The 22,295-nt window shown below is 39.6% G+C and carries 26 protein-coding genes and 1 pseudogene; 14 read left to right on the top strand and 13 right to left on the bottom strand.

Annotation, left to right across the window (positions count from 1 at the left end; all coding sequences use genetic code 11):
• The first annotated feature begins 88 nt into the window (after nt 1-88).
• Both ABWP91_RS01115 and bioD read left to right on the top strand, forming a co-directional pair.
• On the top strand, nt 89-1,300 hold the full coding sequence (locus ABWP91_RS01115) for an ROK family protein (protein WP_353241618.1): 1,212 nt from the start codon (nt 89-91) through the stop codon (nt 1,298-1,300).
• A 142-nt stretch (nt 1,301-1,442) separates the two neighbouring features.
• Nucleotides 1,443-2,117: a dethiobiotin synthase gene (gene bioD, locus ABWP91_RS01120; RefSeq protein ID WP_353241619.1), complete on the top strand. Its 675-nt coding sequence runs from the start codon at nt 1,443-1,445 to the stop codon at nt 2,115-2,117.
• 64 nt (nt 2,118-2,181) lie between these two features.
• Here bioD and ABWP91_RS01125 read toward each other — a convergent pair whose 3' ends face one another.
• The 4 genes from ABWP91_RS01125 to ABWP91_RS01140 all read right to left on the bottom strand — a co-directional run bounded on the left by ABWP91_RS01125 (nt 2,182) and on the right by ABWP91_RS01140 (nt 5,371).
• Nucleotides 2,182-2,415: a DUF1161 domain-containing protein gene (locus ABWP91_RS01125; protein ID WP_219247856.1), complete on the bottom strand. Its 234-nt coding sequence runs from the start codon at nt 2,413-2,415 to the stop codon at nt 2,182-2,184.
• A 44-nt stretch (nt 2,416-2,459) separates the two neighbouring features.
• Complete coding sequence (locus ABWP91_RS01130; RefSeq protein WP_353241620.1) at nt 2,460-2,834, bottom strand: DUF1283 family protein; 375 nt, start codon at nt 2,832-2,834, stop codon at nt 2,460-2,462.
• An 81-nt stretch (nt 2,835-2,915) separates the two neighbouring features.
• On the bottom strand, nt 2,916-3,665 hold the full coding sequence (gene ydfG / locus ABWP91_RS01135) for a bifunctional NADP-dependent 3-hydroxy acid dehydrogenase/3-hydroxypropionate dehydrogenase YdfG (RefSeq protein ID WP_353241621.1): 750 nt from the start codon (nt 3,663-3,665) through the stop codon (nt 2,916-2,918).
• Nucleotides 3,666-3,739: 74 nt separating this feature from the next.
• Nucleotides 3,740-5,371, bottom strand: a complete 1,632-nt coding sequence (locus ABWP91_RS01140; RefSeq protein WP_353241622.1) for a DUF4139 domain-containing protein — start codon at nt 5,369-5,371, stop codon at nt 3,740-3,742.
• A 214-nt stretch (nt 5,372-5,585) separates the two neighbouring features.
• Between ABWP91_RS01140 and ABWP91_RS01145 the strand changes: the two genes are divergently transcribed.
• Both ABWP91_RS01145 and ABWP91_RS01150 read left to right on the top strand, forming a co-directional pair.
• Nucleotides 5,586-5,750, top strand: a complete 165-nt coding sequence (locus ABWP91_RS01145; RefSeq protein ID WP_353241623.1) for a PAAR domain-containing protein — start codon at nt 5,586-5,588, stop codon at nt 5,748-5,750.
• A 101-nt stretch (nt 5,751-5,851) separates the two neighbouring features.
• Nucleotides 5,852-6,862 (top strand): DUF4225 domain-containing protein, encoded by a 1,011-nt coding sequence (locus tag ABWP91_RS01150; protein WP_353241624.1) that lies wholly within the window; start codon nt 5,852-5,854, stop codon nt 6,860-6,862.
• A gap of 428 nt (nt 6,863-7,290) precedes the next feature.
• Here the strand turns inward: ABWP91_RS01150 and ABWP91_RS01155 are convergent, their stop codons facing one another.
• The gene (locus ABWP91_RS01155; protein WP_353241625.1) at nt 7,291-7,701 is read right to left on the bottom strand and encodes a hypothetical protein; all 411 of its coding nucleotides are present in this window, start codon (nt 7,699-7,701) and stop codon (nt 7,291-7,293) included.
• Nucleotides 7,702-7,769: 68 nt separating this feature from the next.
• Between ABWP91_RS01155 and ABWP91_RS01160 the strand changes: the two genes are divergently transcribed.
• Nucleotides 7,770-8,081 (top strand): cupin, encoded by a 312-nt coding sequence (locus ABWP91_RS01160; RefSeq protein ID WP_353241626.1) that lies wholly within the window; start codon nt 7,770-7,772, stop codon nt 8,079-8,081.
• Between the two features lie 159 nt (nt 8,082-8,240).
• On the top strand, nt 8,241-8,486 hold the full coding sequence (locus ABWP91_RS01165) for a DUF2543 family protein (RefSeq protein ID WP_353241627.1): 246 nt from the start codon (nt 8,241-8,243) through the stop codon (nt 8,484-8,486).
• A 118-nt stretch (nt 8,487-8,604) separates the two neighbouring features.
• On the opposite strand, the gene ABWP91_RS01170 is transcribed toward ABWP91_RS01165, so the two are convergent.
• Nucleotides 8,605-9,726 (bottom strand): ribosomal protein uL16 3-hydroxylase, encoded by a 1,122-nt coding sequence (locus ABWP91_RS01170; RefSeq protein WP_353241628.1) that lies wholly within the window; start codon nt 9,724-9,726, stop codon nt 8,605-8,607.
• Between the two features lie 334 nt (nt 9,727-10,060).
• On the opposite strand from ABWP91_RS01170, the gene ABWP91_RS01175 reads away from it, so the two are divergent.
• The gene (locus ABWP91_RS01175) at nt 10,061-10,339 is read left to right on the top strand and encodes a VF530 family protein (protein WP_353241629.1); all 279 of its coding nucleotides are present in this window, start codon (nt 10,061-10,063) and stop codon (nt 10,337-10,339) included.
• A gap of 284 nt (nt 10,340-10,623) precedes the next feature.
• Here ABWP91_RS01175 and ABWP91_RS01180 read toward each other — a convergent pair whose 3' ends face one another.
• Together ABWP91_RS01180 and ABWP91_RS01185 are read right to left on the bottom strand one after the other, a co-directional pair.
• Nucleotides 10,624-11,379: an alpha/beta fold hydrolase gene (locus ABWP91_RS01180; RefSeq protein ID WP_353241630.1), complete on the bottom strand. Its 756-nt coding sequence runs from the start codon at nt 11,377-11,379 to the stop codon at nt 10,624-10,626.
• A 38-nt stretch (nt 11,380-11,417) separates the two neighbouring features.
• Nucleotides 11,418-12,449 carry an MDR family NADP-dependent oxidoreductase gene (locus ABWP91_RS01185; RefSeq protein WP_353241631.1) on the bottom strand — a complete coding sequence of 344 codons (1,032 nt, stop codon included), beginning with the start codon at nt 12,447-12,449 and terminating at the stop codon, nt 11,418-11,420.
• Nucleotides 12,450-12,535: 86 nt separating this feature from the next.
• Here ABWP91_RS01185 and ABWP91_RS01190 point away from each other — a divergent pair, with 86 nt between their 5' ends.
• Together ABWP91_RS01190 and ABWP91_RS01195 are read left to right on the top strand one after the other, a co-directional pair.
• A complete protein-coding gene (locus tag ABWP91_RS01190) occupies nt 12,536-13,168 on the top strand; it encodes a TetR/AcrR family transcriptional regulator (RefSeq protein WP_353241632.1) in 633 nt (210 codons plus the stop codon).
• 183 nt (nt 13,169-13,351) lie between these two features.
• Nucleotides 13,352-14,017: an alanyl-tRNA editing protein gene (locus tag ABWP91_RS01195; RefSeq protein ID WP_353241633.1), complete on the top strand. Its 666-nt coding sequence runs from the start codon at nt 13,352-13,354 to the stop codon at nt 14,015-14,017.
• A gap of 181 nt (nt 14,018-14,198) precedes the next feature.
• Here ABWP91_RS01195 and ABWP91_RS01200 read toward each other — a convergent pair whose 3' ends face one another.
• Nucleotides 14,199-14,696 (bottom strand): GNAT family N-acetyltransferase, encoded by a 498-nt coding sequence (locus ABWP91_RS01200; protein WP_353241634.1) that lies wholly within the window; start codon nt 14,694-14,696, stop codon nt 14,199-14,201.
• A 104-nt stretch (nt 14,697-14,800) separates the two neighbouring features.
• Here ABWP91_RS01200 and ABWP91_RS01205 point away from each other — a divergent pair, with 104 nt between their 5' ends.
• A complete protein-coding gene (locus tag ABWP91_RS01205) occupies nt 14,801-15,253 on the top strand; it encodes a GNAT family N-acetyltransferase (RefSeq protein ID WP_353241635.1) in 453 nt (150 codons plus the stop codon).
• A gap of 48 nt (nt 15,254-15,301) precedes the next feature.
• Here the strand turns inward: ABWP91_RS01205 and ABWP91_RS01210 are convergent.
• A pseudogene (locus ABWP91_RS01210) lies at nt 15,302-16,431 on the bottom strand (lactonase family protein).
• Nucleotides 16,432-16,953: 522 nt separating this feature from the next.
• Here ABWP91_RS01210 and ABWP91_RS01215 point away from each other — a divergent pair.
• Nucleotides 16,954-18,045, top strand: a complete 1,092-nt coding sequence (locus ABWP91_RS01215) for a porin (protein ID WP_353241636.1) — start codon at nt 16,954-16,956, stop codon at nt 18,043-18,045.
• A gap of 65 nt (nt 18,046-18,110) precedes the next feature.
• On the opposite strand, the gene ABWP91_RS01220 is transcribed toward ABWP91_RS01215, so the two are convergent.
• Nucleotides 18,111-18,683 carry a hypothetical protein gene (locus ABWP91_RS01220; protein WP_353241637.1) on the bottom strand — a complete coding sequence of 191 codons (573 nt, stop codon included), beginning with the start codon at nt 18,681-18,683 and terminating at the stop codon, nt 18,111-18,113.
• Between the two features lie 281 nt (nt 18,684-18,964).
• On the opposite strand from ABWP91_RS01220, the gene ABWP91_RS01225 reads away from it, so the two are divergent.
• Together ABWP91_RS01225 and ABWP91_RS01230 are read left to right on the top strand one after the other, a co-directional pair.
• Nucleotides 18,965-19,465, top strand: a complete 501-nt coding sequence (locus tag ABWP91_RS01225) for a DUF2938 domain-containing protein (protein ID WP_353241638.1) — start codon at nt 18,965-18,967, stop codon at nt 19,463-19,465.
• 219 nt (nt 19,466-19,684) lie between these two features.
• Nucleotides 19,685-20,149 carry a MarR family winged helix-turn-helix transcriptional regulator gene (locus tag ABWP91_RS01230; protein ID WP_353241639.1) on the top strand — a complete coding sequence of 155 codons (465 nt, stop codon included), beginning with the start codon at nt 19,685-19,687 and terminating at the stop codon, nt 20,147-20,149.
• 99 nt (nt 20,150-20,248) lie between these two features.
• Here ABWP91_RS01230 and ABWP91_RS01235 read toward each other — a convergent pair whose 3' ends face one another.
• Nucleotides 20,249-21,187 (bottom strand): quinone oxidoreductase family protein, encoded by a 939-nt coding sequence (locus ABWP91_RS01235; RefSeq protein ID WP_353241640.1) that lies wholly within the window; start codon nt 21,185-21,187, stop codon nt 20,249-20,251.
• Between the two features lie 69 nt (nt 21,188-21,256).
• Here ABWP91_RS01235 and ABWP91_RS01240 point away from each other — a divergent pair, with 69 nt between their 5' ends.
• Nucleotides 21,257-21,721, top strand: a complete 465-nt coding sequence (locus tag ABWP91_RS01240; RefSeq protein WP_353241641.1) for a MarR family winged helix-turn-helix transcriptional regulator — start codon at nt 21,257-21,259, stop codon at nt 21,719-21,721.
• A 19-nt stretch (nt 21,722-21,740) separates the two neighbouring features.
• Here the strand turns inward: ABWP91_RS01240 and ABWP91_RS01245 are convergent, their stop codons facing one another.
• Nucleotides 21,741-22,283, bottom strand: coding sequence for a hypothetical protein (locus ABWP91_RS01245; protein WP_353241642.1), 543 nt, complete (start codon nt 22,281-22,283; stop codon nt 21,741-21,743).
• Nucleotides 22,284-22,295 lie beyond the last annotated feature (12 nt).

Raw genomic sequence — 22,295 nt, forward strand, 5'->3', positions numbered from 1 at the left:
GCCATCACAATTAATATGTATATGAAATCATTACTATACATAATAAGGCATAATAACTGATTGCTTTATAAAGGATTTGACAATAGCCATGCTGAATCAAACGGGTCACATTGACCAAATCAAACAATTAAACACGGGTATCGTGTATCGAATTATTGATCAACATGGTCCAATTTCGCGTATTGCCTTATCTAAGCAAGCCTCATTAGCCCCTGCAAGTATTACAAAAATCACGCGTGAGCTCATGGATGCTCATTTAATCAAAGAATTAGAGTTCCCAGTATTAGGTTTACGCGGGCGTCCTGCCGTAGGTTTGGTGATTGAAAGTGAAGGATGGCAGTTTCTTTCAATGGTTATTGAGCCACGTAAAATTACGGTTTCGTTGAAGGAAATCAATGGAATAACACTCGCTCAGAATGAATACACATTTGATGTAAAAGGTAGCGATGCTTTTATTCACGCGTTACTTGAGCTAATTAGCCAGTTTTTTGCCGACCATCAACCCTTGATTGAACGGCTTACCGCCATCAGTATTTTAGCTGAAGGGATTTTAGACCCATACCAAGGCACCATCCACCAATTAGCGGGGTTTGATATCAAAGCACTGCCCATTTCTGAACACCTCACGAAGCAAACAGGGTTACCCGTTTATTTGCACCCAACGGTTGATGCATTGGCACTGATGGATCATTTCGCGTTCTCCGCCAAGCGGCAGGTAAAAAACATTATTTACCTACAACTCCATGATGTTGTTAATGTGACTGTCCTCAACCAAGGATCAACCTTAGATGCTAGCACACAAAAACCGCTTCTTTTTGGACACAGCCAATCCAATGAACTTCATCAAACTGCTTGTTACTGTGGTGGTAAAGGCTGCTTAGAAAGGCAAGTTTCCATTCCTGCAATCGTACAAAAAGCCAACGATTTATGTTGTGAATACCCGAATACGGTTTTACACCAAAGTGAAATTTCAATTGATAAAATTTGCGCTGGCGCAATATTGGGCGATGACCTTTGTGTTTATCTAATGGAAGATGTCGCAAAACAACTCGCAAAACCATTGGCACTTATGATGAATTTACTTGGTACAGAATTAATCCTTATTAATTCACCTTTAAATGTCGCATCAACGGTATTATTTGAACAGTTACATCATTACATACAACAAAATGCATCTCCTCTGTATAGTGCTAATTTATCGATAGAAAAATCTAATTTTTCCATAGTAGAGAGTGAATCTACATTAATTCAGCGTGCTTTGTATGATGGTTCACTATTACTACAATTGCTACAAGGTTAAAACAATTCGATAAACTTTTGACTATCGACCACAAAATTGAGCTAACGCAAACTTATCACTTTCCCATTCCCATAAACTGAATCCATATCATTTTTGCAGCTTATTGCTGTGCGAGTCTGTCACTTCAGGATAGAAAAAGACCATGATCAATCTATTTATTACCGGGACAGATACAGATGTCGGGAAGACAGTATCGACGCTTGCAATCTTGCAAGCACTCAATGGGCAAGGAATTAAAGCAGTAGGATACAAACCTATTGCCGATCAATGCATTGATACCCCTGAAGGAGTCAGGAATAAAGATGCTTTACTGATCCATAGCGTGTCTAAAGACCTTGTTTCTTATGATGAAGTTAATCCTGTTCGTATTACGGATAACTACAGTCATGAGAACAGCATAGATTTTAGTAAGATAAAACAAGGTTTAGAACACTTGCATAATCAGTGTGATATGGTGGTCATCGAAGGAAATGGCGGTTGGCGTTATTTGCTTGATGATAATACCTTTTATGCAGACTGGCTTAAAGGGCAGTCGGTTGGTGTCATCTTAGTTGTCGGAATTCAACATGGTTGTGTCAATCATGCTCTGTTAACTGCGGATGCAATTAGGGCGGATGGTTTACCATTAATTGGTTGGATGGCTAACCGAATTAATCCTGGTCTTGCACATTACGCGCAAATTATTGACCGTTTACAGCACCATATCAAGGCACCATTGATTGGTGAAATTCCGTATTTATTACGACCAGAAGAGCGCGATTTAGGGCATTATTTACATATCGAAAAATTACAGGAATTTATTACTGTACCTGCATAATCGATTGAAAAATAAGAATTGAAAGGGCGACTGAGTCGCCCTTTATTTTGTTATTTATTAAACTCTAGTGACGAGTATAAATAATTTTGTATGAATCATTTTGGCAGTGACCGACAACTTGCCCTTTGGCAGGGTCAACTTCATCATTAGGAACAGCAACTAAACTGAAATTATCGGCAGGTACACCGTTATTGATAATTTTCTGTTTAATTTCCTCTATCACGCTTTCACATGACGCTTGAGCAAAAGCCGGCACTAACATCGCTAAGAATAATGGAATTAATAATTTCTTTTGCATCGTTCCTCCTTGGGTAAATGATTCCATCAAGTACAATTCAAAACTTATGGGTTAATTGGGCGGCCAGTACCCACATCTAAACAACGTTTCGTACTCGGTTCCCAATAAGCATTAAGATTTAAGCTTTTTTCACATTTGTCTTTTGCATCAAATGCGGCATCAATCTTATCGAACTCTCTTTCAGTACGTGTATTGACCTTATTACGCAGCATACGGGTGTTATCCCATTGCTCTTTTTCTTGTCGGGCTTGCTCTTTATTTAAAGAGTCATCACCTTTACCAACAGAAACACAAGTGCTGCCTGCGGTACATGAGGTTGTGGTATTCCCCTGAGCAGCGGGTGCAGCTGCCGCCCAAAATAATGGCAGACAAACACAAACTGCTGCGACGCTTTTCTTCAAAATATTCTGTGTACTCATGTAAATTCCTTACTAAACAGGGTCTATAAACTGAGTATAGCCAAAAATAAACTGTTTCGTCTGTAGAGAATAGTACGAAAATTAAAGTTGTTTATGAACGGTTAACCCAGCAAATGTTTGGCAAACTGGCATTAACTCAAGCGTATTAACGTTCATATGCGCTGGAAGTGTTGCCACCCAAAAGACGGTTTCAGCAATATCTTCTGGGGTTAGTGCTTCAGCACCTTTATAGGTATTTGATGCTTTATCGCCATCACCTTTAAAACGCACATTAGAGAATTCAGTCCCGCCAACTAAGCCAGGCTCAATATCAGTAACTCTGATTTTTTTGCCTTGTAAATCAGCGCGTAAACCTAACGAAAATTGTTTAACAAAGGCTTTAGTGGCACCGTACACATTCCCACCTTTATACGGCCAACTTGCCGCTGTCGAGCCAATGTTAATGATATGACCATGGTCTTTTGCCACCATACCTTGCAGTACTTCATAAGTCATATTGACCAATCCTTTGGTGTTGGTATCAATCATGACTTCCCAATCATCAGGATTTGCATCAAAAGCGGGTTCCAAACCCAATGCCAGTCCCGCATTATTAACGAGAACATCAATATTTTTCAAAGACGAGGGTAAATTAGCAACAGCGGCTTGAATCGCTTTTCTATCTTGAACGTCTAATGTCAGTGGGTGAAAGTTATCGCCTAGCTCTTGTTGCAGTGCGACTAAGCGTGCTGTTCTGCGCCCAGTGCCAATAACAGTATGACCTTGCTGAATAAATTTACGCGCGATAGACTCACCAAAGCCTGATGATGCACCTGTCACTAATATAATCATGGAAACCTCTGAGTTGTTATAGTTGTATTGCGTAAATTTATTCTAACGCCTTCGAAAGGGAACTACAAAAGTTACTATTCAAGGCCCAAAATATGCTTATCTTTTGGGTAACTCAACGTATAATTAAACGGAATTTCAATCTGTTGGTTGGGCTCTATAGCGACTTTCCAAGTTAATTCTCCTGTTGTTTTATTCACTACCGCCTGTTTATTATCTATTTCAGATACCTTGATTTCACTGTCTTGGCTAACTGGTAATTGGTCAATAATCGTCAGGTTAATTGGTTTCGAATGCATGTTTTTGGCTTTAATTAAATAGCCTTCTTTTTGTTCGATGGTCGAACCAATAAAACTTGGTTTTTTCTTCATTTTTTCGTTACTTTCACGAGAAATCTGAATGTTTTTATCGATGCCAAAAGGAATGAATAGGGTATCGCTTAGTTGATTGGTATCAATTTGGAAATTACCAATATAGGTATTTCCATAATAAATGTTGACATTACCATTGAGTAAATTCAGCGCCTGCCAATTATCGATATTGGCTTGTAAGAAGACATCTTCAGCCAATTTGGGTGTCGCTGTGTATTGGTATTTCCCTGTTACATCCGATTGTTTGATGGTTAACGAGTTAGGTTTCGTACTGCTTTTTAGACTATAGGGTAATGAAATATCGTAGTTTAAATTAATGCCATTGTTTGATGCCGTGACAAAATCGGCAATGCCTGAGCTATCACGCTGTTTTTTTGCACGCATACTGGTTTCTGCCATTGCGATGGGTGCAGGAGCCGGTCGCATTAAGGCTTGGGATTCATATTGCACACTATCATCGTAAACTGATAATCGCCAAGGTTGTAAGTTAAACGGTGTTATATTTTTAGATGGATTAACCGAGGACAAGGTTAAATTAACGTCTTGCCAATCAATCCCTGTATTTTGTACAACATTAGCTTTGTAGGTCAGAACGATAGGGGATTCAATATCTTGACTACGAAAATCATAACTTGGGGACCATGCAGCATCAGGGGTAAGGTAAGAAAGCTGCATTTGTGCTGTGGTTGTATTTTTCGCATCAATAACCATTACCACTTGGGTTTGCTGATCGACAACAGCGGGTAGGTTTTCATCAATCTGCGCTTGTAATAATGCATTTTTTTCTTCAAGTGCATCAATTGAAGCTTGGCTTTGCTGCTGTTCTTGCAGTATTTGTGTCATTTGTTGGCGGATAAAACTCAACTTCTGTAATGATTGCTCAATGGTTTGGCTGTTGCTTTCGCCAAAAAAACGCTGGTCTTTCAATAAAGATAACTGTTCTTCACCAACTTTAATTGTAATATTCAAGTTTTCAATTTGTTGGTTATTCTGTTTTTGTTGTTCTTGCAGTGTTGTTATCTCAGGCGAGTAGACAGGGGGTATAGAGACTTTCTGAACATTGATTGAGCGAATAATAACATCACCGTTTTTCAGGCTAACAGACAGCGTTCGTGGATCTATGTTTGTTGCAATATTGGTTAATACGACATTATTTTGGCCTTGCTTAAGTGACAGCGTCACATTATTATCCAACTCCGCCCCGCGTAGAAATATTGTCGCATGGTTTAGTTTAACACTTTGATTTAAATTACTTTCTGCTTGTGCGAGTGCATGATTAGCGGCAACAAGAAGTGATGTCAAAAGTAAACCACTGGCAATACGAATGGAAACCGTCATAGTTGAACTCCGAGTATAAAGACCAAAACTGGATAAATGGGCAATTTCCTCATCATATTTTATCCGCTTGTCACTTGGTAACAGATAAAGCCTAAAAATCAGCTTATTTTTTCAAACTTTTAGAGGAAGCAGTAACCTATTTAGCTATTTTTATTTAATTTAAGTTAAATTATTATGCCACCTAAAATTGAATAAAGATGGCAAAGGTGATTAAATGGCAACTGGGTATTTTTTGCGGGTCGGTGATAAAACAACCTGTGGCGGTCAGATTTTAACGGGTGATAATACGATGCAGTGGTATGGCGCGGCAGGCGCTCGAGAAGGAGATAGAGTCACCTGCGGAAAACATTCTGGCCTCTATTATATTCTTGGGGCGTGAATAGCTTCTGGTTAGAAGACCGAAAGCATGCGGGAACATTAGAGAGTTTTAGCTCCTGTCCCTGTAATGCGCGATTTATACACTCCATTAATGATTGTTACATGACAGAGGATGAACCTAGCCCGAGAGTGGCAACCTCACCCACCCAGCAACCTGAACAGACATTTGCGCAACCAAATTCCCCGCAATCTAGCACAATGCCATTTGTTCCTGTCTCCGATAATCGCATTCGTATTGATGCCCAACAACTTATTGATTGTGCTAATAATATTTGTGAAAAACACCTGTATTTTCCTGATATAAAAGCGGCGTTCAGAAGCGAAATTGAAGCCTTTGCCTCAATGATTGTTGAACAAGTCGAATCAGGCCAAAAAAGCTATGAACAAGGCTCTGCTGAGCTAAAAGAAACCGAAAAAGATATTGTAGAGCAATCTATTGATTGGCTTCTCAATGGGCTATCTATTTTAGGGGGCATAGGGCAAATTTGGGCAGGGGGAGCGTTATGTATGACGGGTGGAGGGTGTTTTATTGGCGCAATGTTAATCTCTCATGGTGCAAATAATATTTATGAAGGGACGGTAGGTATTCATGAAGGACATAGTAACGCCAATGGTTTTTTAAAGGAGGGGTATCAAGCTGCAGCAACTGGACTTGGATTTGATGAATCCGTAGGAACCCTAGCTTATGATATGGCGGACTTTGGGTTATCAATGCATGGTAAATTAAAGCTTGTACCTAAACTAAATGAGTTTGGAGAAGCAGAAAAACCGCTATATTTGAAAAAATATGCTCGTCAAGATATGGAGCGAGCATATAAACAAACCCGAGATATCCTATTAAGATTTGATATGATTAATGATGTAATTAGCATCGTGAAAATAAGAAATGATATCAAAAATGCCTTCTTTTTAGATAAGCAATCAGGAGAAGTTACTATGGTTGTAACTAAACCAGAAAAAATTATCAATGTAAAACAAATCCTTACGGATGATTGCCGCCGATACATTGTCTTTACTAATGATGGTATAGACCATTCTTATTTTGAGTGTCCAGATCCTGATAATAGTAATAACATATTAAAAGTTAATAAGAATGGTGGAATTATTGAATGAACCCATACTTTGTTTATTATTTATCCTTTTTCATCGGTGTAATTATTTACATTAAAATAAATAATCATTATATGTCTGTTGGAAAAATAACACGAAGAGTAGTTTATATAAAAAGAGCATTTATTTTATCTCTTTATATTATTGGTGCTGTAGGGATTAATTTAGCAAGAGAAATGAAAGGTGAATCATTTTTTCGTTGGTTTATTTTTATATCGTCCGTCATCATTTTGTTTACTAATATATATTTGATAACAAAATTAGAATCTCTTCGGAGTTGACTCTTTTATGCCGTAAGGCATGTAAGGCAACACTTTAGATTTCCAGAAATAACTAAAACTTACTCGCCGATAAAACGGGTGGGCTTTTAAAAAAATACGAAACTGTGCTTGTGCCAGACAAAAGAATATACGACACCATTCTGGCACTGCTTAATATTTGTACTTTTGAATTTGGTAGATAAAGTATCCAGTTGCTAAAGGAATGATAAATGGAATAATCATCATTAAATACAAAACGCCGAAGCCTCTGGCTCCACCTCCATTAATAAACTCTTCAAATGTATGCTCTGAAAAATAGTGAAGAAGAACATCATCGCTGCATTTTTTAGCAAAAGGAAATAAAGGTAGGCAAACACAAGCATAGATTATCCACAAGAGATGTGAAGTCGCATTTTCACTTAACGAATAAATAATCATTCCAAAAATAATAAATCCAAAGCAGGTTTTCCCCAAAAAGTCCCAACTTTTGATAAATAAACGAATAGGGTGTTTATTTTTTCGCTCCAAGGCCTTACGTTTGTTAATTTTATCTTTTGTGTAATATCTCCCGCTTTTACTCATAAAATTTCCTTGTAAAACAAAAAGAAGTAAAGCTATATTAATCTATCATTAATAGTTCAAAGGTTAAAATGAAAATATTTAACAGCGCTAGTTTTACAGCTTCAAAAGCGTGGGAAGCTCAAGATATTGCTAATTTTGATGGTATAACTGTCCGTTTACATTGGACTGATAAACCTTATAAATGGCACATCAATGATGGGCAAGAAGTTTTCGCTGTCATGGATGGTTCAGTAGAAATGCACTACAAAGAGAATAACGAAGTTAAAAAAGCGATCCTAAATACAGGTGATATTTTTTATGCCAATGTAGGTTGTGAGCATGTTGCACACCCGATTGGTACCGCTCGAATTTTAGTTATCGAAAAAGAAGGTTCAGTGTGACGATCATTTCATTATCTAACGCTTTTTAAATAAACTGAACTGCTTGTATGAGGCTAACATCAGCATATCTGCGGCATCGTGTTTAGTTTGTGCCACTCCTCATGTAAGATATGGCTAACAATAAGATACGGACGTACAGGTTAACTTCAGAGGTTTTTAATGGCTCATTATATACCATTTAAATATTATGACATGGTGGAAGAATATTCACTGGAATCCGCAATTCCAGTCACTGAAGAGGAATTCGACCCTCTGGCTCACTATTTTCAGTTATTGCTTACCCGTTTGTCTGATAACGAAGAAATTAGTGAAGAGATGCAAAAAGAAATGGCAAAAGAAGCAGGTATCAACAAAAAATATATTGATGACATAGCTGAATTTTTGAATAGCTGGGGTAATGACTAAAAAACGGAGCAGGGAAGCATCACACCGTTTAATCGAGGTTCTTTAACGTTATTCAAAAGCGGAGCGTTGAGATAAAACACCCGACAGCAGGTGTTTTATCTTGTCAGGCGGATATGACTTATTCTTCGAAATACCAATATCCCTGATTGATAAACTCGGTTAATTCCACAACAAAATCAGGATTTTTCAGTGCTTCACCAAGTTCATTCTTTCCAACTTCGGTAAACTGGCATAATGTATCTGCGCCTTTCACTTCTGTAGTAATCCAACTTTCTGTATTAACGAAGAAGTCATCTCCGACACGCAAGACGCGTAATCCATTCAGCCGTATTAGCTTTTCACCTGCATTCAGCGCGCCCAATACTTCTTCAGGCTGATACGGTGGTTCTGGAGGAGCAATATCCAGCTCATGGCGTGGGGTGGTTGCAAAACGGCCTAACCACTGCTCAAAATCACCGGGTTTATTGACCATTTCAATCATCATGGCGCGTAGACGTTCAACCTCATAAGTTTCCATAGTTCCTGCATTTTCACGCACGGTCAGGTCGGGGTCGCCATAATTTACTCCCCCCAAATCCTGTTCCAGTGCATAGTCTGCAAAACTACTCAGCAGGTCACGTCCAGTTGGTCCGCGAAAGCCAACAGAATAATTCATGGTATCTTCGAAGGTGAAACCATCATGAGGAAATCCGGGCGGAATATACAGAATATCTCCGGGAGCCATTTCCACATCAATAATCGGCTCAAACGGATCGACATGTAATAATGCTGGATGTGAACAGAACTGACGCATCGGGAGGGCATCACCCACACGCCAGCGCCGATGTCCCATTCCTTGGATGATGAAAACATCATAGTTATCAATATGCGGTCCAACGCCACCACCGGGTACCGAATAGGAGATCATCAAGTCATCAAGACGCCACTCAGGCAGCACACGGAATGGTTTCACCAGTTCAGCGGCAGGAACATGCCAATGGTTGACGGCCTGTACCAGCAGTGACCATCCTTTTTCCCCTAATTCGCTGTAATCCTCAAACGGGCCATGACTCGCTTCCCATTTATTATCAATGAAGCTAACTAGGCGGCTGTCAACTTCCGGCTCCATCGCCAAGCCGGCCAGTTCATCTGGCGTGATAGGGTCCGCAAAATCAGGAAATGCATTTTTCAATACAACGGGTTTTTTCTGCCAGTATTTTTCTAAAAATTCAGGCCAGTTAAGATTTAGTTTGTTAACCATGTGACCACATCTATATGAGTAAATAAGCTGATAATTATAGAGGTAATGCACCGCCATATTTTTGTTTGGCGTCAAGTGCTGGCCAATAACTTTATGTGAAGATAAAGGCGCATATCGAAGCTCAAAAGAACCAACACGATTAACCAGCCAGAACGCTGGATTTCTTCATTTCACACTTTGGTTCGCATAATGCATATTATGTTAAATAGAATATTGCATTAATAATCGGCTACAGTGGCTCAGGTATTGTGAGCTCCCTATTGACTTAGTTTCGTGTTCAGCTTATTTATATGCGCCAACAATGATAACCTAGCCTCTGCTTCGGATATACCGTATGAATGAATCTAAATCGAAAGACCCTCTACATGGCATTACACTAGAAATGCAAGTTATTGCATTGGTTGATAGATACGGTTGGAGCCAACTTGGGCGCACGATAAAAATAAATTGCTTTAATAAAGATCCAAGTATTAAATCGAGCTTAAAGTTTCTTCGTCGAACGCCTTGGGCAAGAGCTGAAGTTGAATTGCTCTACCTGGATATGATAGAAAATAATTCGATTGATAATGCTGGCTCAGATTCTGATGACCCATGGCATAATTCACGGCGTTAATAGATAAAATGGTATTGAACTCAATAACCCAGCTACATAATACTGCATCTAATAATGTCCCAAATAGTGCATCTGCGATGTGAAGGAAATCAAATTCACAACCATACACTATTCGTACATCCATTTAGAGCTTGGGCTAAAAACTAATTTTGTCCATATTTATCTCAAAAGCAAACCTTCTTCCCATCAAATGCCCTAACCTATTATTTTTAAACCTATATTAGGGCATTTATTTTCATCTTGTTTTAAACCTAAAATAGCAAGAAAGACCATCTCGAACTAATCTATTGATTTTTGAGAAAACACTCAATAGCCCCAACAAGCGAAAGTGGAGTCTCGTTCATCGGATAATGGCCAGCATTTTCGATAATATCAACAGTTGCATGGGGATAACGTCGAAGATAGGTTCTCGTCATTAATTCTGCATTGAATGTTGGGTCGTGCTCACCCACGAGTACTTTTACCGGATGTAAACCAATAATCTCATCGCTGAAATCAGTATCAGCCCACGAATGAAAATATGCAGAAAATGCTTCCAAAGAGGAATGTGATATCGAATACGCCGCTTTCCATTCGACCCAAGATGCAGGTAATCGACTACCAGTACTACGGTCTATAATGGTTTTTCGATTGTCCAGTTGTTCTGCGGCATCTTCAAGTAAGCGGCGCGTTGGAATATCGTACGAAATACCACCACAAGGAACGGGAGCAACAGCTACGAGTGCACGCACTCGATTAGGTGCGAGTATTGCAATCCGCTCAATCACCATCCCTCCCATCGAGTGGCCAATCAAGCTAAAATCGTAAAAGCCGAGAGCATCAGCAAGTTTTAATGCATCGGAGGCAATCTCATCGATGGTGTAGGCTCCGCATATTTCTTTCATCCCCCCGTATCCGCGATAATCCATGAACACATAACTGAATGCATCTCCATTCAACCAAGGTTCAATTTGTTCGAACGAGTGTGCATCACCGAACCAGCCGTGAAGTACTAGGATGGGATGCGGGCCGTTTCCTACGCGATGATATGTGTTAATCATATTAACTCCAATGTGAAAAAAAATGGATGGCTTCAGCCTTATAGCTCAACGAGGACCACGCCTTTAAGACGGCCAGCACAGGCTTCTTGTAAGGCAAAAATTGAATTTTCTATTCCCTTGAAGGTGACGGTTGGAAGATGAATGCGCCCTTCACGCTTCCATCTCTTCAGATCCTGCAACCAAAATTCAAACGCATCGGGCGAATGATCCGCACTAAAACCACGTAATGCCATGTCTTTGAAAATGAGTTGAAAACTATCCAAAGTAACTGGTGCTTGCAAAGACGCCTTTTCTGCGTTCAACTCAGCGGTGAGCGCCCCAAGCAAAACGCCACGGGCACCATTATTAGCCAGCTGGATGGCAGCTGATAGCTGTTCACCACCCACCATGTCTACGATGACATCAATACCTTCAGGTGCAGCTTTCGATAATTGTTCTATTATTGGGCCACCATCACGAGTGATGACGGCATCGTAGCCCAGCTCCTCTTGCATCCATCTGGCTTTGTTGAAACTACTCGTACTACCAACCACTCGTGTCACACCGAGGATCCTTGCTATTTGCCCTGCCATCGAGCCTATGGCTCCTGCTCCACTGGAAACGAATACAGTATCGCCTTTTTTCACCTGCACACCTCGGGTCAATGCTGCATAGGCCGTCCAGCCATGACCGAGATAAGCTGCGGGATCAGGTTCACGGCAGTTGATGAGCTTGCAGTCTTGCTCGTGAACCACTGCATATTTCCGCCAACCAAACGGATGCATGACAAGGCTACCAACAGATAGGCCGCTGCCCGCTCCAGCCTGAATAACTTCTCCGATCGCGCCATCCGCCAAAGTATCTCCAAGATTAAGCGGTGGGAATGGAATTCCTTCAGCAGCCTTCGCATCTTCCTGTGCCATCAACCGTGTTGATATGGATACACGGAACCAACGATTGCGGATGATGACTTCATGAGGTTTGGGCGCAGGAATGGGCGTTTCCATAATGGTAAAATCTTCGGGGTGAATTTCCCCTTGTATATGGCGTATGAGTTTAACTTCGCGATTATTGGTTGAACTTGTAAACATGACGGACACTCCATAAGAATAAGTTTGCTCTTTCTGGTAAAATCCAAAATATGAGCATTTGCTTATATTAATAATAGAGGTCGTATATGGCTACTCGCATTCCTACAGGCCATCGCGTGATGCGCAAATCCCCTAAACAACAGCGTTCGCAGGTCACGGTGGAAATCATCGTCGAAGCCGGTGCTCGCGTTTTAGCTCATAAAGGCTGGGCTAATTTTACAACTAATGAGGTAGTACGTACCGCAGGTGTCAGTATCGGATCGCTGTACCAATATTTTCCAAATAACTTGGCGATTGCCGAAGCTATTCGAAAACGGCATCTTGATGAAATACTACGCGTGCTTCCTGATATCAAAGAACAAGAAGAAACGGTTTCTCTCGAACAACATATTGGTCAGTTAATTGATGGACTTATTGCACTTCATTCGACTAACCAAAATCTGCATCGCGTTCTGATCCATGAAGTTCCGCTTGCTCCAAGGGAGTTTTATGAAACTTTTGAGCGTGAGTATCATCGTCGCTATGAAGTTATCATCCGAGCGGCGGCTCCTTCAAATGATACTAAAACTGACTACTTAGTCGCAGCACGTATTCTTGCAGATGCGTTGGAAGGCATTGTCCATTCAGCCTCTCGTCGGAATGAACTGATGTCACCGGTTATAAAAAAAGAAATGATGAAGATGATAATGTCTTATCTCTCGTTGCAAGAGAGTCGCTAAACGCCTCTGGGGAAAGCCAGTCAAAAATAATGGTAGTGTTGTTAGTGCGATACTGAGTTCAAATTCTAGACAATTTTCTTGAGATTCATTACATTGAATTAGCTTAGTTTTTCGTTACCTATTTGTATTCATGGGTCTGAATCATGTTCAATGCCCTTTCCTCAAAGAAGCAAGAGTAATACGATGACAATTAAATCATTTTGGCTAGATCCCTATGCAACATCACATACCACACAAGTTAAAAATGTCGTTGGCAATGACATTGAATTAAATTCAACAATTTTCTTCGCTTTTTCTGGCGGGCAAGAAAGTGATGAAGGCTCTATAGGTGGTTACCCTGTGATTGCGGCTAAAAAAACAGCATTAAGTATTACCTATACACTACCAGAAGGCCATCAGCTAGAAGTTGGGCAATCGGTAGATGTGCTGATTAATGGTGAAAGACGTCAACGTCTTATGCGTCTTCATTTTGCGGCAGAGCTTGTGCTTGAACTATTTTATAAAACGTACGGGGACATCACAAAAATTGGTGCGCATATTAGCCAAGACAAGTCTCGAATTGATTTTTTCTGGCCAGAAAGTATCACAAATATCCTTCCTGATTTAGCAACAAAGGCCAATGAAATTATACTTGAAGATCATCAAATTCAGACAGGGTTTGATGATGAACCTAATGAACGTAGATACTGGAAAATCGAAGGATTTTCTAAAGTCCCTTGTGGCGGTACACACGTTAGATCGACAGCTGAGATTGGTACTATTCGATTAAAAAGAGTGAATATTGGCAAAGGAAAAGAACGAGTAGAAATCTATCTTGATGATGCTGGAGATAAGGTTAACACTTTATGAAAAAAGTTGCGTTAATATTAACCCCTGGCTTTGCTGACTGGGAATACATACTTACTGATTGCTGGAACGAATGTCTATTACGGTGTTGAGATTGCTCGCTACGAGTGGGCTTTGCTCCCTTAGAAACTATTCATAAGCAATTTCTAAGGCTACTCTAAGATAACTTCCGAGGCATTGGGCGTTAACGAAGGATTAACGCCATCAGAATTTCATCCCGATATTCAGTGCCCTCTTTCAATGCTCGAGGCTCAACCCCATATATCTTGAAACCATGTTTCTCATAGAGGCTAATAGCAGCTTTATTTCCATCAACCACAGTCAACATAATTTGTTCCATATGTTCATTTGCGTAACGCTTCACCGCCAATAATAATTTTTCAGCGATTCCATGGCCTCGCTGTTCAGGAGCCACAAATACCCCTGATAAATATGCTTTGTGTGCATCTTTGGGGCCTCCATCCTGTTTAAGGACTGAAAGACCGACAATTTCTTTATCTATGTATGCACCAAATACCATTGCATCACGCAATCGTGCTTCAAACACTTCAATAGATAGTTTTTCTTCGCATGCATAAGTAGAGCCAAACATCTCTGGTGACTCTTTCAGTGCTGACAACCGAATATCTCGAAAATCTTGTGCATCAGCCAATTCGAGTAAGCGAATTTTAGGTTCAGTCATAGTATTTAATTTCCTGAATAAGTCATACGCATTTAAGAACAAACAGATACTATCATCATTAGTGTATATTTTCTTCTTTATCGCTTAAGCATATTGGGTGAAAAATGAAAAATATTTATCAATGGAGCCGACTGAATTATCGAATTACAACAGATCCAGAAGATTTTGATTTATCCGCTATTCACCAGTATCTAACCCGTTCAACTTGGGCAAAAGGAATTGACCTAGAAACGGTCGCTCAAAGTATATCTCACAGCCTTTCTTTTGCCCTTTTTCACGATGATAAGCAAATTGGTTTTGCTCGTATTGTTACTGATTGGGCGACATTTGGTTATTTATGTGATGTTTATATCCTAGAGGAATACCAAGGTGAGAAACTTGGACGCTGGTTAATGGAATGCTGTCATTCTCACCCCCTAATGAAACGCCTGCGACGAACCATGTTGGTGACATCAACAGCACCTTGGCTATATGAAAAAATAGGATATACCCCGATAAACCGCGAAAATTTTGTTTGGGAAATTGCTAGACCCGATATTTATCAAAAAATTGAGTAAGACGGTTTAAAATAAGACGGTATGTTTCTCACATACCGTCTTTCTCAATTACTTATTTCCGATAACCATTTGTGATGGTGCTCCTACTGCCACATATTCATCGACAAAGGTTAACTCACCTGTATTTGGGGCAATCTTAAAACGTGTGATATTGTCACTACGCTGATTTAATGCATATAGATATTGGCCATCTGGCGAAAGTGTTAATGTTCTTGGATAATCACCGCGAGTCCATGTGTATACTGCATCCCCCAAAGTACCATCGGCATTAACATTAAAATGAGCAATTGAATTATGCAATCGGTTCGCAGCATATAGTTGCTTGCCATCTTTGCTTTCAACAATGCCTGAAATAAAACTGGTTCCTTTATAGTTTTTAGGTAATGTTGAAGTTGAGTGCCCTTCTTTTAATGTCCCTTTTTGCTTGTCAAAGTGGTACTGAGTGAGTGTTGACGCTTCTTCGTTGACTAGCCACACATTATTCCCTCCTTTTGAAAAAACAAAATGACGTGGCCCAGAGCCTTTTGAGGATGACATAATAAACGGTGGATTATTCGGTATGAGTTTTCCGTTTTTATCATCAAATTTATATTGATAAATACGGTCTAAGCCAAGATCGGTAACAAACACAAATTTTCCAGATGGGTCAGTTCCTATCATGTGTGCATGAGGACCATTATGGTCGCTACGGCGGCTTCTGGTCGTGGTGCACCCGCAGGGCCTTGATTTTGTATCATTTCACTCGCGATATTTAACCCGCCATCCTCGCGTATAGGTAAAACCGCAACCGAACCACTATGGTAATTTGCCACTAATAAAAAGCGTTCATCCGGTGTTAATGACAAGTAGACTGGGCCATCGCCGCCTGAAGGCACATCATTAATAACCTCAAGTTCACCCGTATCTTTGACCCGCCAAGCGTGAATAGTGCCTTTTTCAGTTTCACTGCCAGCATATAGCACATGACCATTTTTAGAGAGTACCAACTGCGCAGCATTGATCAGAGGAGCGGCGAGTGTTTTGTTGGTTAATTGCCCAGTTTGACCGTTGATATCAAAACGATAAACACCCTCCCCATTTGGGCTATAAGTTCCTACCCATGCAAACTGTGCTTCAGCAAATAACGACGAACTAGCAAACATTAAGGATAATGCCCAATACGATAATTTCGTTGACATAATAAGCACCTAAATTAAGCCATTAATAAAGTCGCATCATGTTGATGATGTGTGCGATATCTAACCATTACTCTGACACCATACTGGATTGGCTTAATGCTGTGCAGACAGTGAATTTCCATTTCACCGTGGAAATAATGCCTACACCAGGGCATCCCTTTTCCACTTATCTATTCATCGAGATGAAAACTGGTTTTTCGCAAAAATCATAGCGTTATCCATTATGAGAATACTTAAATTTAGACTAAGTAATAATTACTATTTTTGGGATACCGATCGCGATATTAAAACCATCCTGAATAATTTATTTATCCTAAAAAATATTATTCTCTTTTTTTTGCGATAACGTACTTATTAATAAGAAAATAATAGTATGTTCTGCTCTATATCTGCCTAAATGACATCTTTTCTTACTTATTAAGAATTGCTTAAAGTATTTTTTATGGTTGATAATACCCAGCAGTTACTTGTTATAAGTACTAATAATGTATTCCAAATAAATAAACTTAAGGAAGACTTCCGATGCAACTCAATAAGTTAGCGATATATAGCACGATGTTAATCGTGACAGGAACAGCTTACAGTGCTGAAGTTTATAACCATCAAGGCAACAAAATGGATGTTTATGGGCAAATTGATGTCCGTCATCATATTGCTAAGTCTAAAAGTGGTGAAGATGGTGATGATTCAAGAGTTCGTTTAGGGCTAAAAGGTGATACGCAAATTACAGATCAGCTTATTGGTTTTGGCCGTTTTGAGTGGGAAACAGCGACGAATGAGTCTGAAAACGCTAACAATAACCAAAACCGTTTGGCCTATGCTGGGCTAAAATTGGGGGATTTTGGCTCCCTTGATTATGGTCGTAATTATGGTGTTATTTATGATACCAATGCATGGACTGATGTTCTGCCTTTATGGGGCGCGGATACGATGGATCAAGAAGATACGTTCATGACCAGCCGTAACCGTAACCTACTGACTTACAGAAATAATAATGGCTTTGGTTACATCGAAGGGTTAAGCTTCGCGCTTCAATATCAAGGCAAAAATGGTGACCAAAACTTATCTTCCAGTGATGATGTTATGAGTAACAATGGTGATGGTTATGGTTTCTCAGCGGCGTATGAATTAGGTTATGGCGTCACGTTTGGAGGGGGGTATTCAAATTCGAAACGTACATCGGGTCAAAATAATATTGCGACTGGCGCAACTGGTAAACGTGCTGAAGCATGGAATATTGGCAGTAAATTGGAGCTTGATGAGTTTTATTTAGCTGCAATGTACGGCCAAGCTTTAAATACCACAAGATTTGGTTCCGATGATGAGTCGATTGCGAATAAAACAGAAAACTTAGAAGTTGTTGCGCTATATTCTTTTGATTTTGGCCTCACGCCCTCCATTGGTTACAATCAATCTAAAGGTAAAAACTTAGGTTCAAATGGTAATCAAGATCTAGTTAAATATATTGCTGTTGGTGCAGCTTATGATTTTAATAACAATATGTCCGCGGTAATTGATTATAAAATCAATTTGCTTAATAACAATAGTTTCACCCGTGATTATGGCATCAATACTGATAATGTATTGGGGTTAGGTTTACTTTACCAATTCTAATAAAATAAGAATAAGGTTGATTTATTGGCCCTATTCTTTCTATTTAACCCTGTAGCTGATAAAAGTTAACCTTTATATTTTTTATAAAAATCTTTTCCACACATTGTTTTTGTAAATTCTTCCGTTACAGTGGCAATGGATATAGGCCTATCTCTCGCGACATAAATAAAATCTTTTCTTATTTTGTCTTCATCCTTAACTTCGGCAACTTTACCATTAATCACTCTGTCTGAGTCATAATTCACACAATAGCCAATAACCTTAGATGACTGCTTATCTTTTACAGCCATGACCTCATTATATTTAAATTGGTAACCTTGGTTTGAATCCGCTAATTCTTGCTTTGTCTTGGAGTTCAATGCAAATGGACTAGCAACACGATTAACTGCATCAGCATACTCATCATTCATTTTTTTACTGACAAATTGCTGATCTGATGTGGTTGACTTTGCATAAAAAACACCCTTTTGAGTTGTTTTAACACTATAATCTTCCCAATCTTCCGATTCTTTAACAAATGGCATCGCGCCATCTAATATATTCGAAAATTTTCCCCAGACATCATTGCTAGAGCTGCAACCCGATACGAATAAAACTGAGGTACTCAACATACCGAATAAAAGAATCGTTTTTTTCATTTCTCTTCCTATCATATAAATATCATAAACTAAGAAAGCACAAAATTGGCAATAAGAGTTAAGTATAGGTAAGGAATTAGGTATATTCAAATATGAAAAAAAAAGAAACCCATTGATATTATTAAGTATATTCACCTAACTATAGGGCTTTGCACAATTTATCTATGTGCTTATCTAAAAAACCGAAAGCACGATTGCATCTTTGCTTTACATTATTTTAGCTATATTAACGTGTATTAATTACCCAATAATTGCGTGTAACTTAACACTAAAGGGGCGAAATGACGTTATCAACATTATTTTTAATTATCTTGCTTGGCGTAGGCGCAACCATCGTGATGGACCTCTGGGCGCTATTTCTTAAATTTTGTGGTCAGCATACATTAAACTTTTCAATGGTTGGCCGCTGGGTGGGCCATATGGCTCATGGGCAATTTATGCATAAACCATCGGTTGCTCAAAGCGATAAAATCCCCGCAGAAAATGCATTAGGTTGGGTTGTCCACTATGCCATTGGTATTGTTTTTGCTTTTATTTTTATCTTCATTTATGGTAACAGCTGGTTTCTCGCACCGACATTTTTGCCTGCTTTAATATGGGGAATTGTCACGGTCGTGGCTCCCTATTTCTTTATGCAACCCTGTATGGGAGCTGGTATTGCTGCAAGCAAAACACCCAATCCGAATAAAGCCCGTTTAATGAGTTTGTTGTCGCACAGCGCATTTGGTATTGGAATTTATCTTACAGGATTGATTTTATTACCATTTATTACACATTTTTGATGTGATTCTTGGTTAGCAGTTTGTTATTTCTATCCTGCTAACCACCTCTGTTGAGTCTCGTAAAAATACCTCTCAGGTTTTATTCTTCATTTATTAATGATATACGTGATATTATTAACCTAATATTAAATTAATAATGACGTTATTATTAGCACAATAGAAAAACGGCTAAATAATAAGCTCTGCAATTAACCTGCGTATTACCGAGAGTAAAAAACGATGGATGAAAACAAAAAAAATATCAGACTATGGCTATATTTACTGTCCACAGTAAAAATTATTGAATCCGAATTACAACTACGCATGCGCAATAATTTTAATAGCTCATTATCTCGGTTTGATATTCTTTCTCAATTGGAACGTAACCCTGAGGGGATCCGTATGGGGCTACTTTCTGAGTTGATTATCGTCACCGCGGGCAACATTACAGGGCTTGCAACACGACTTGAGAAAGATGGCTTAATTATTCGCCTCCCTGACCCTGATGATCGCCGCGCGAGTATTATTAAAATAACCCAGACAGGCTTAGACTTATTTTATGAAATGAAAACTCAGCATCAAGCATGGATTAATGAATTGTTGGCGGGCATTAAAACAGAAGATAAAGAAATTTTAAGCAGTTTATTATCCAGCACTAAATCAAAAGTAAATGACATTGTTCACCAACACCCTATTTTGAAATAAAGCTAAGCCGAGATAATCTATTTAGGATTATTTCGGCTTAGTATTTATTCGAGTAATTAATAGTGGAGAATTTCCTCCGCTATTATCCTTCATGAGAATTTAACAAACCAAAAACACAGTACGTTTGTCGCTGTTATCATCGTGCCATACATGTGCTAACTGGCTTAATGGAACTGTTTGATAAGGCAAGTTAAACCCTTTTTCTGCGGTAGCGAACAATAGTTCCCCAACGCAAGTCACTAAATCCTCAAGGGAAACACTACCTAATCCACTGCCGATTAATGTAAGGCTCGAAGAGCGTAATACTTTGCTGCTTAATTGGATAGCATCACCACTAATTGACCCTATTTGCACAAAGCGGATCGGGTCACTTTCCACATTTATCGCACCATTAAGGATGGCCGTTGCACTTTCCCCCCATAAATAATCAAGAATAATATCAATGCCTTCATTAAATAAGCGAGGTAATTCGTCTGTAAGTTTATCCAGCGGAATGGCTTCATCAGCACCTTGTTGGCGTAACTGTTCAAGTTTTTCAAGATTACGCCCCGTGACGATCACCTTTGATGCCCCAAGGTGTTTCGCAATGGGGACGGCAAGCGTGCCCGATGTCCCCGTGGCGCCGTTAATTAAAACGGTATCCCCTACTTGAATTTTTGCTTGGCGAGTTAATGCAGCCCAAGATGAAAAACCGGGGTTGGCAATTGCCGCCGCCAGTGCCACATCGAGATCCTCAGGTACACTAATGCAATGTGTTATTGGCACCAACGTTTGTTCTGACATTCCGCCCCATGGCGCATCCGGTAATAAAAAATAAACACGTTGCCCATTTTCGAGCCGCCCTACGCCATCAATCCCCGCAATAAATGGGTATTGTTTAGGGGAACTATAATGTGTTCCCGCCGCACGTACTCTTGCCAGCTGGCTTAATGCACTCGCTTCAACGTTAATGAGGAAGTGCCCTTCTTGTTCGATAGGCGCATTAATATCATCATAAACGGGAGTTTCCCCTTTATTTTTCACAACAGCTGCTTTCATTTTTTTTCCTTTCATATAAGTGTATAATACACATATTAAATGAAGATAAATTAAACACCAAGAAATAACATGCAAAATACACCTAATTTACAGCAAATCGATGAACTCCATAGCGTATTGCTGCGGATCGTTTTCCAATTTAATGACCCTAATCGTGATGACATTCTCATTAAAGCCGCTGGCATTAATTTAGATAAAGCATTGTTTCCGTTGCTAATTGGCATAGACAAGTTTGGTCCCGTAGGCATTGTTGAGCTAGCCAATATGGTTGGGCGGGATTACACCACAGTCAGCCGTCAAGTGGGGAAATTAGTGGCACTACAACTGGTCATCCGCCAGCAAGATAGCCAAGATAAGCGTATTAATAATGCCCTGATAAGCCCTCAGGGAAAAAAAATGACCGCTAAAATTGACCAAACCCGCTACCAGTTTTATCAACAAATGTTTAATCAATGGTGTGATGATGAGATTGACGATTTTAAGCGCCTGATTGAGAAGTTTTCAACCGCCTTAACGCAATTTGAAATCTCTTAGTATCAAGGGGCGTTGTTAATCAAACAGGCCTATCAATTTTATTTGCAGCTTTTTCTAATAGGCTATCTAAGCTGGAGTGCAGTAAGCGGTTTTTCACCGTTTTGCTTTCAACTCCCAGTTTAGACCCAATTTTTTTATCCATCGTATAGATATTCACTTTGCCTGCTACATGCTCATATAACAATAAGCCATCAACCCCCTCACCTTGCTTATCATGAAACTCAGTTAAGACTGTTTGCATACGGTTTTTTGCTTGCTTATCTCCCTCCACTGCTTTGCGGAGGTCTTCTGTTAATAGCCCAACGGGTGCAGAATAAACATACAGTACCTCAACAGAATAGCTGTCATCATTAGCGTCACAGATAAAACAGCGATGATTTTGCTCGTCAGGAAGTTCGTTCATTTCGCGCAGTTCAATCAATAACTTTTGCCCATCATTATATGGAGCTTGAGATATATCGAGAAATACTAAACGGTAAGGCCCTGGGTCGCCTGCAAATGCACTTGTCATGCTACAGAGTGAGATAAGGCCTGCGGTAATTAATGAAAGAATGCGTTTCATAAATGACTCAAT

It is taken from the genome of Providencia sp., from assembly GCF_040396775.1.
GTDB lineage: Bacteria > Pseudomonadota > Gammaproteobacteria > Enterobacterales > Enterobacteriaceae > Providencia.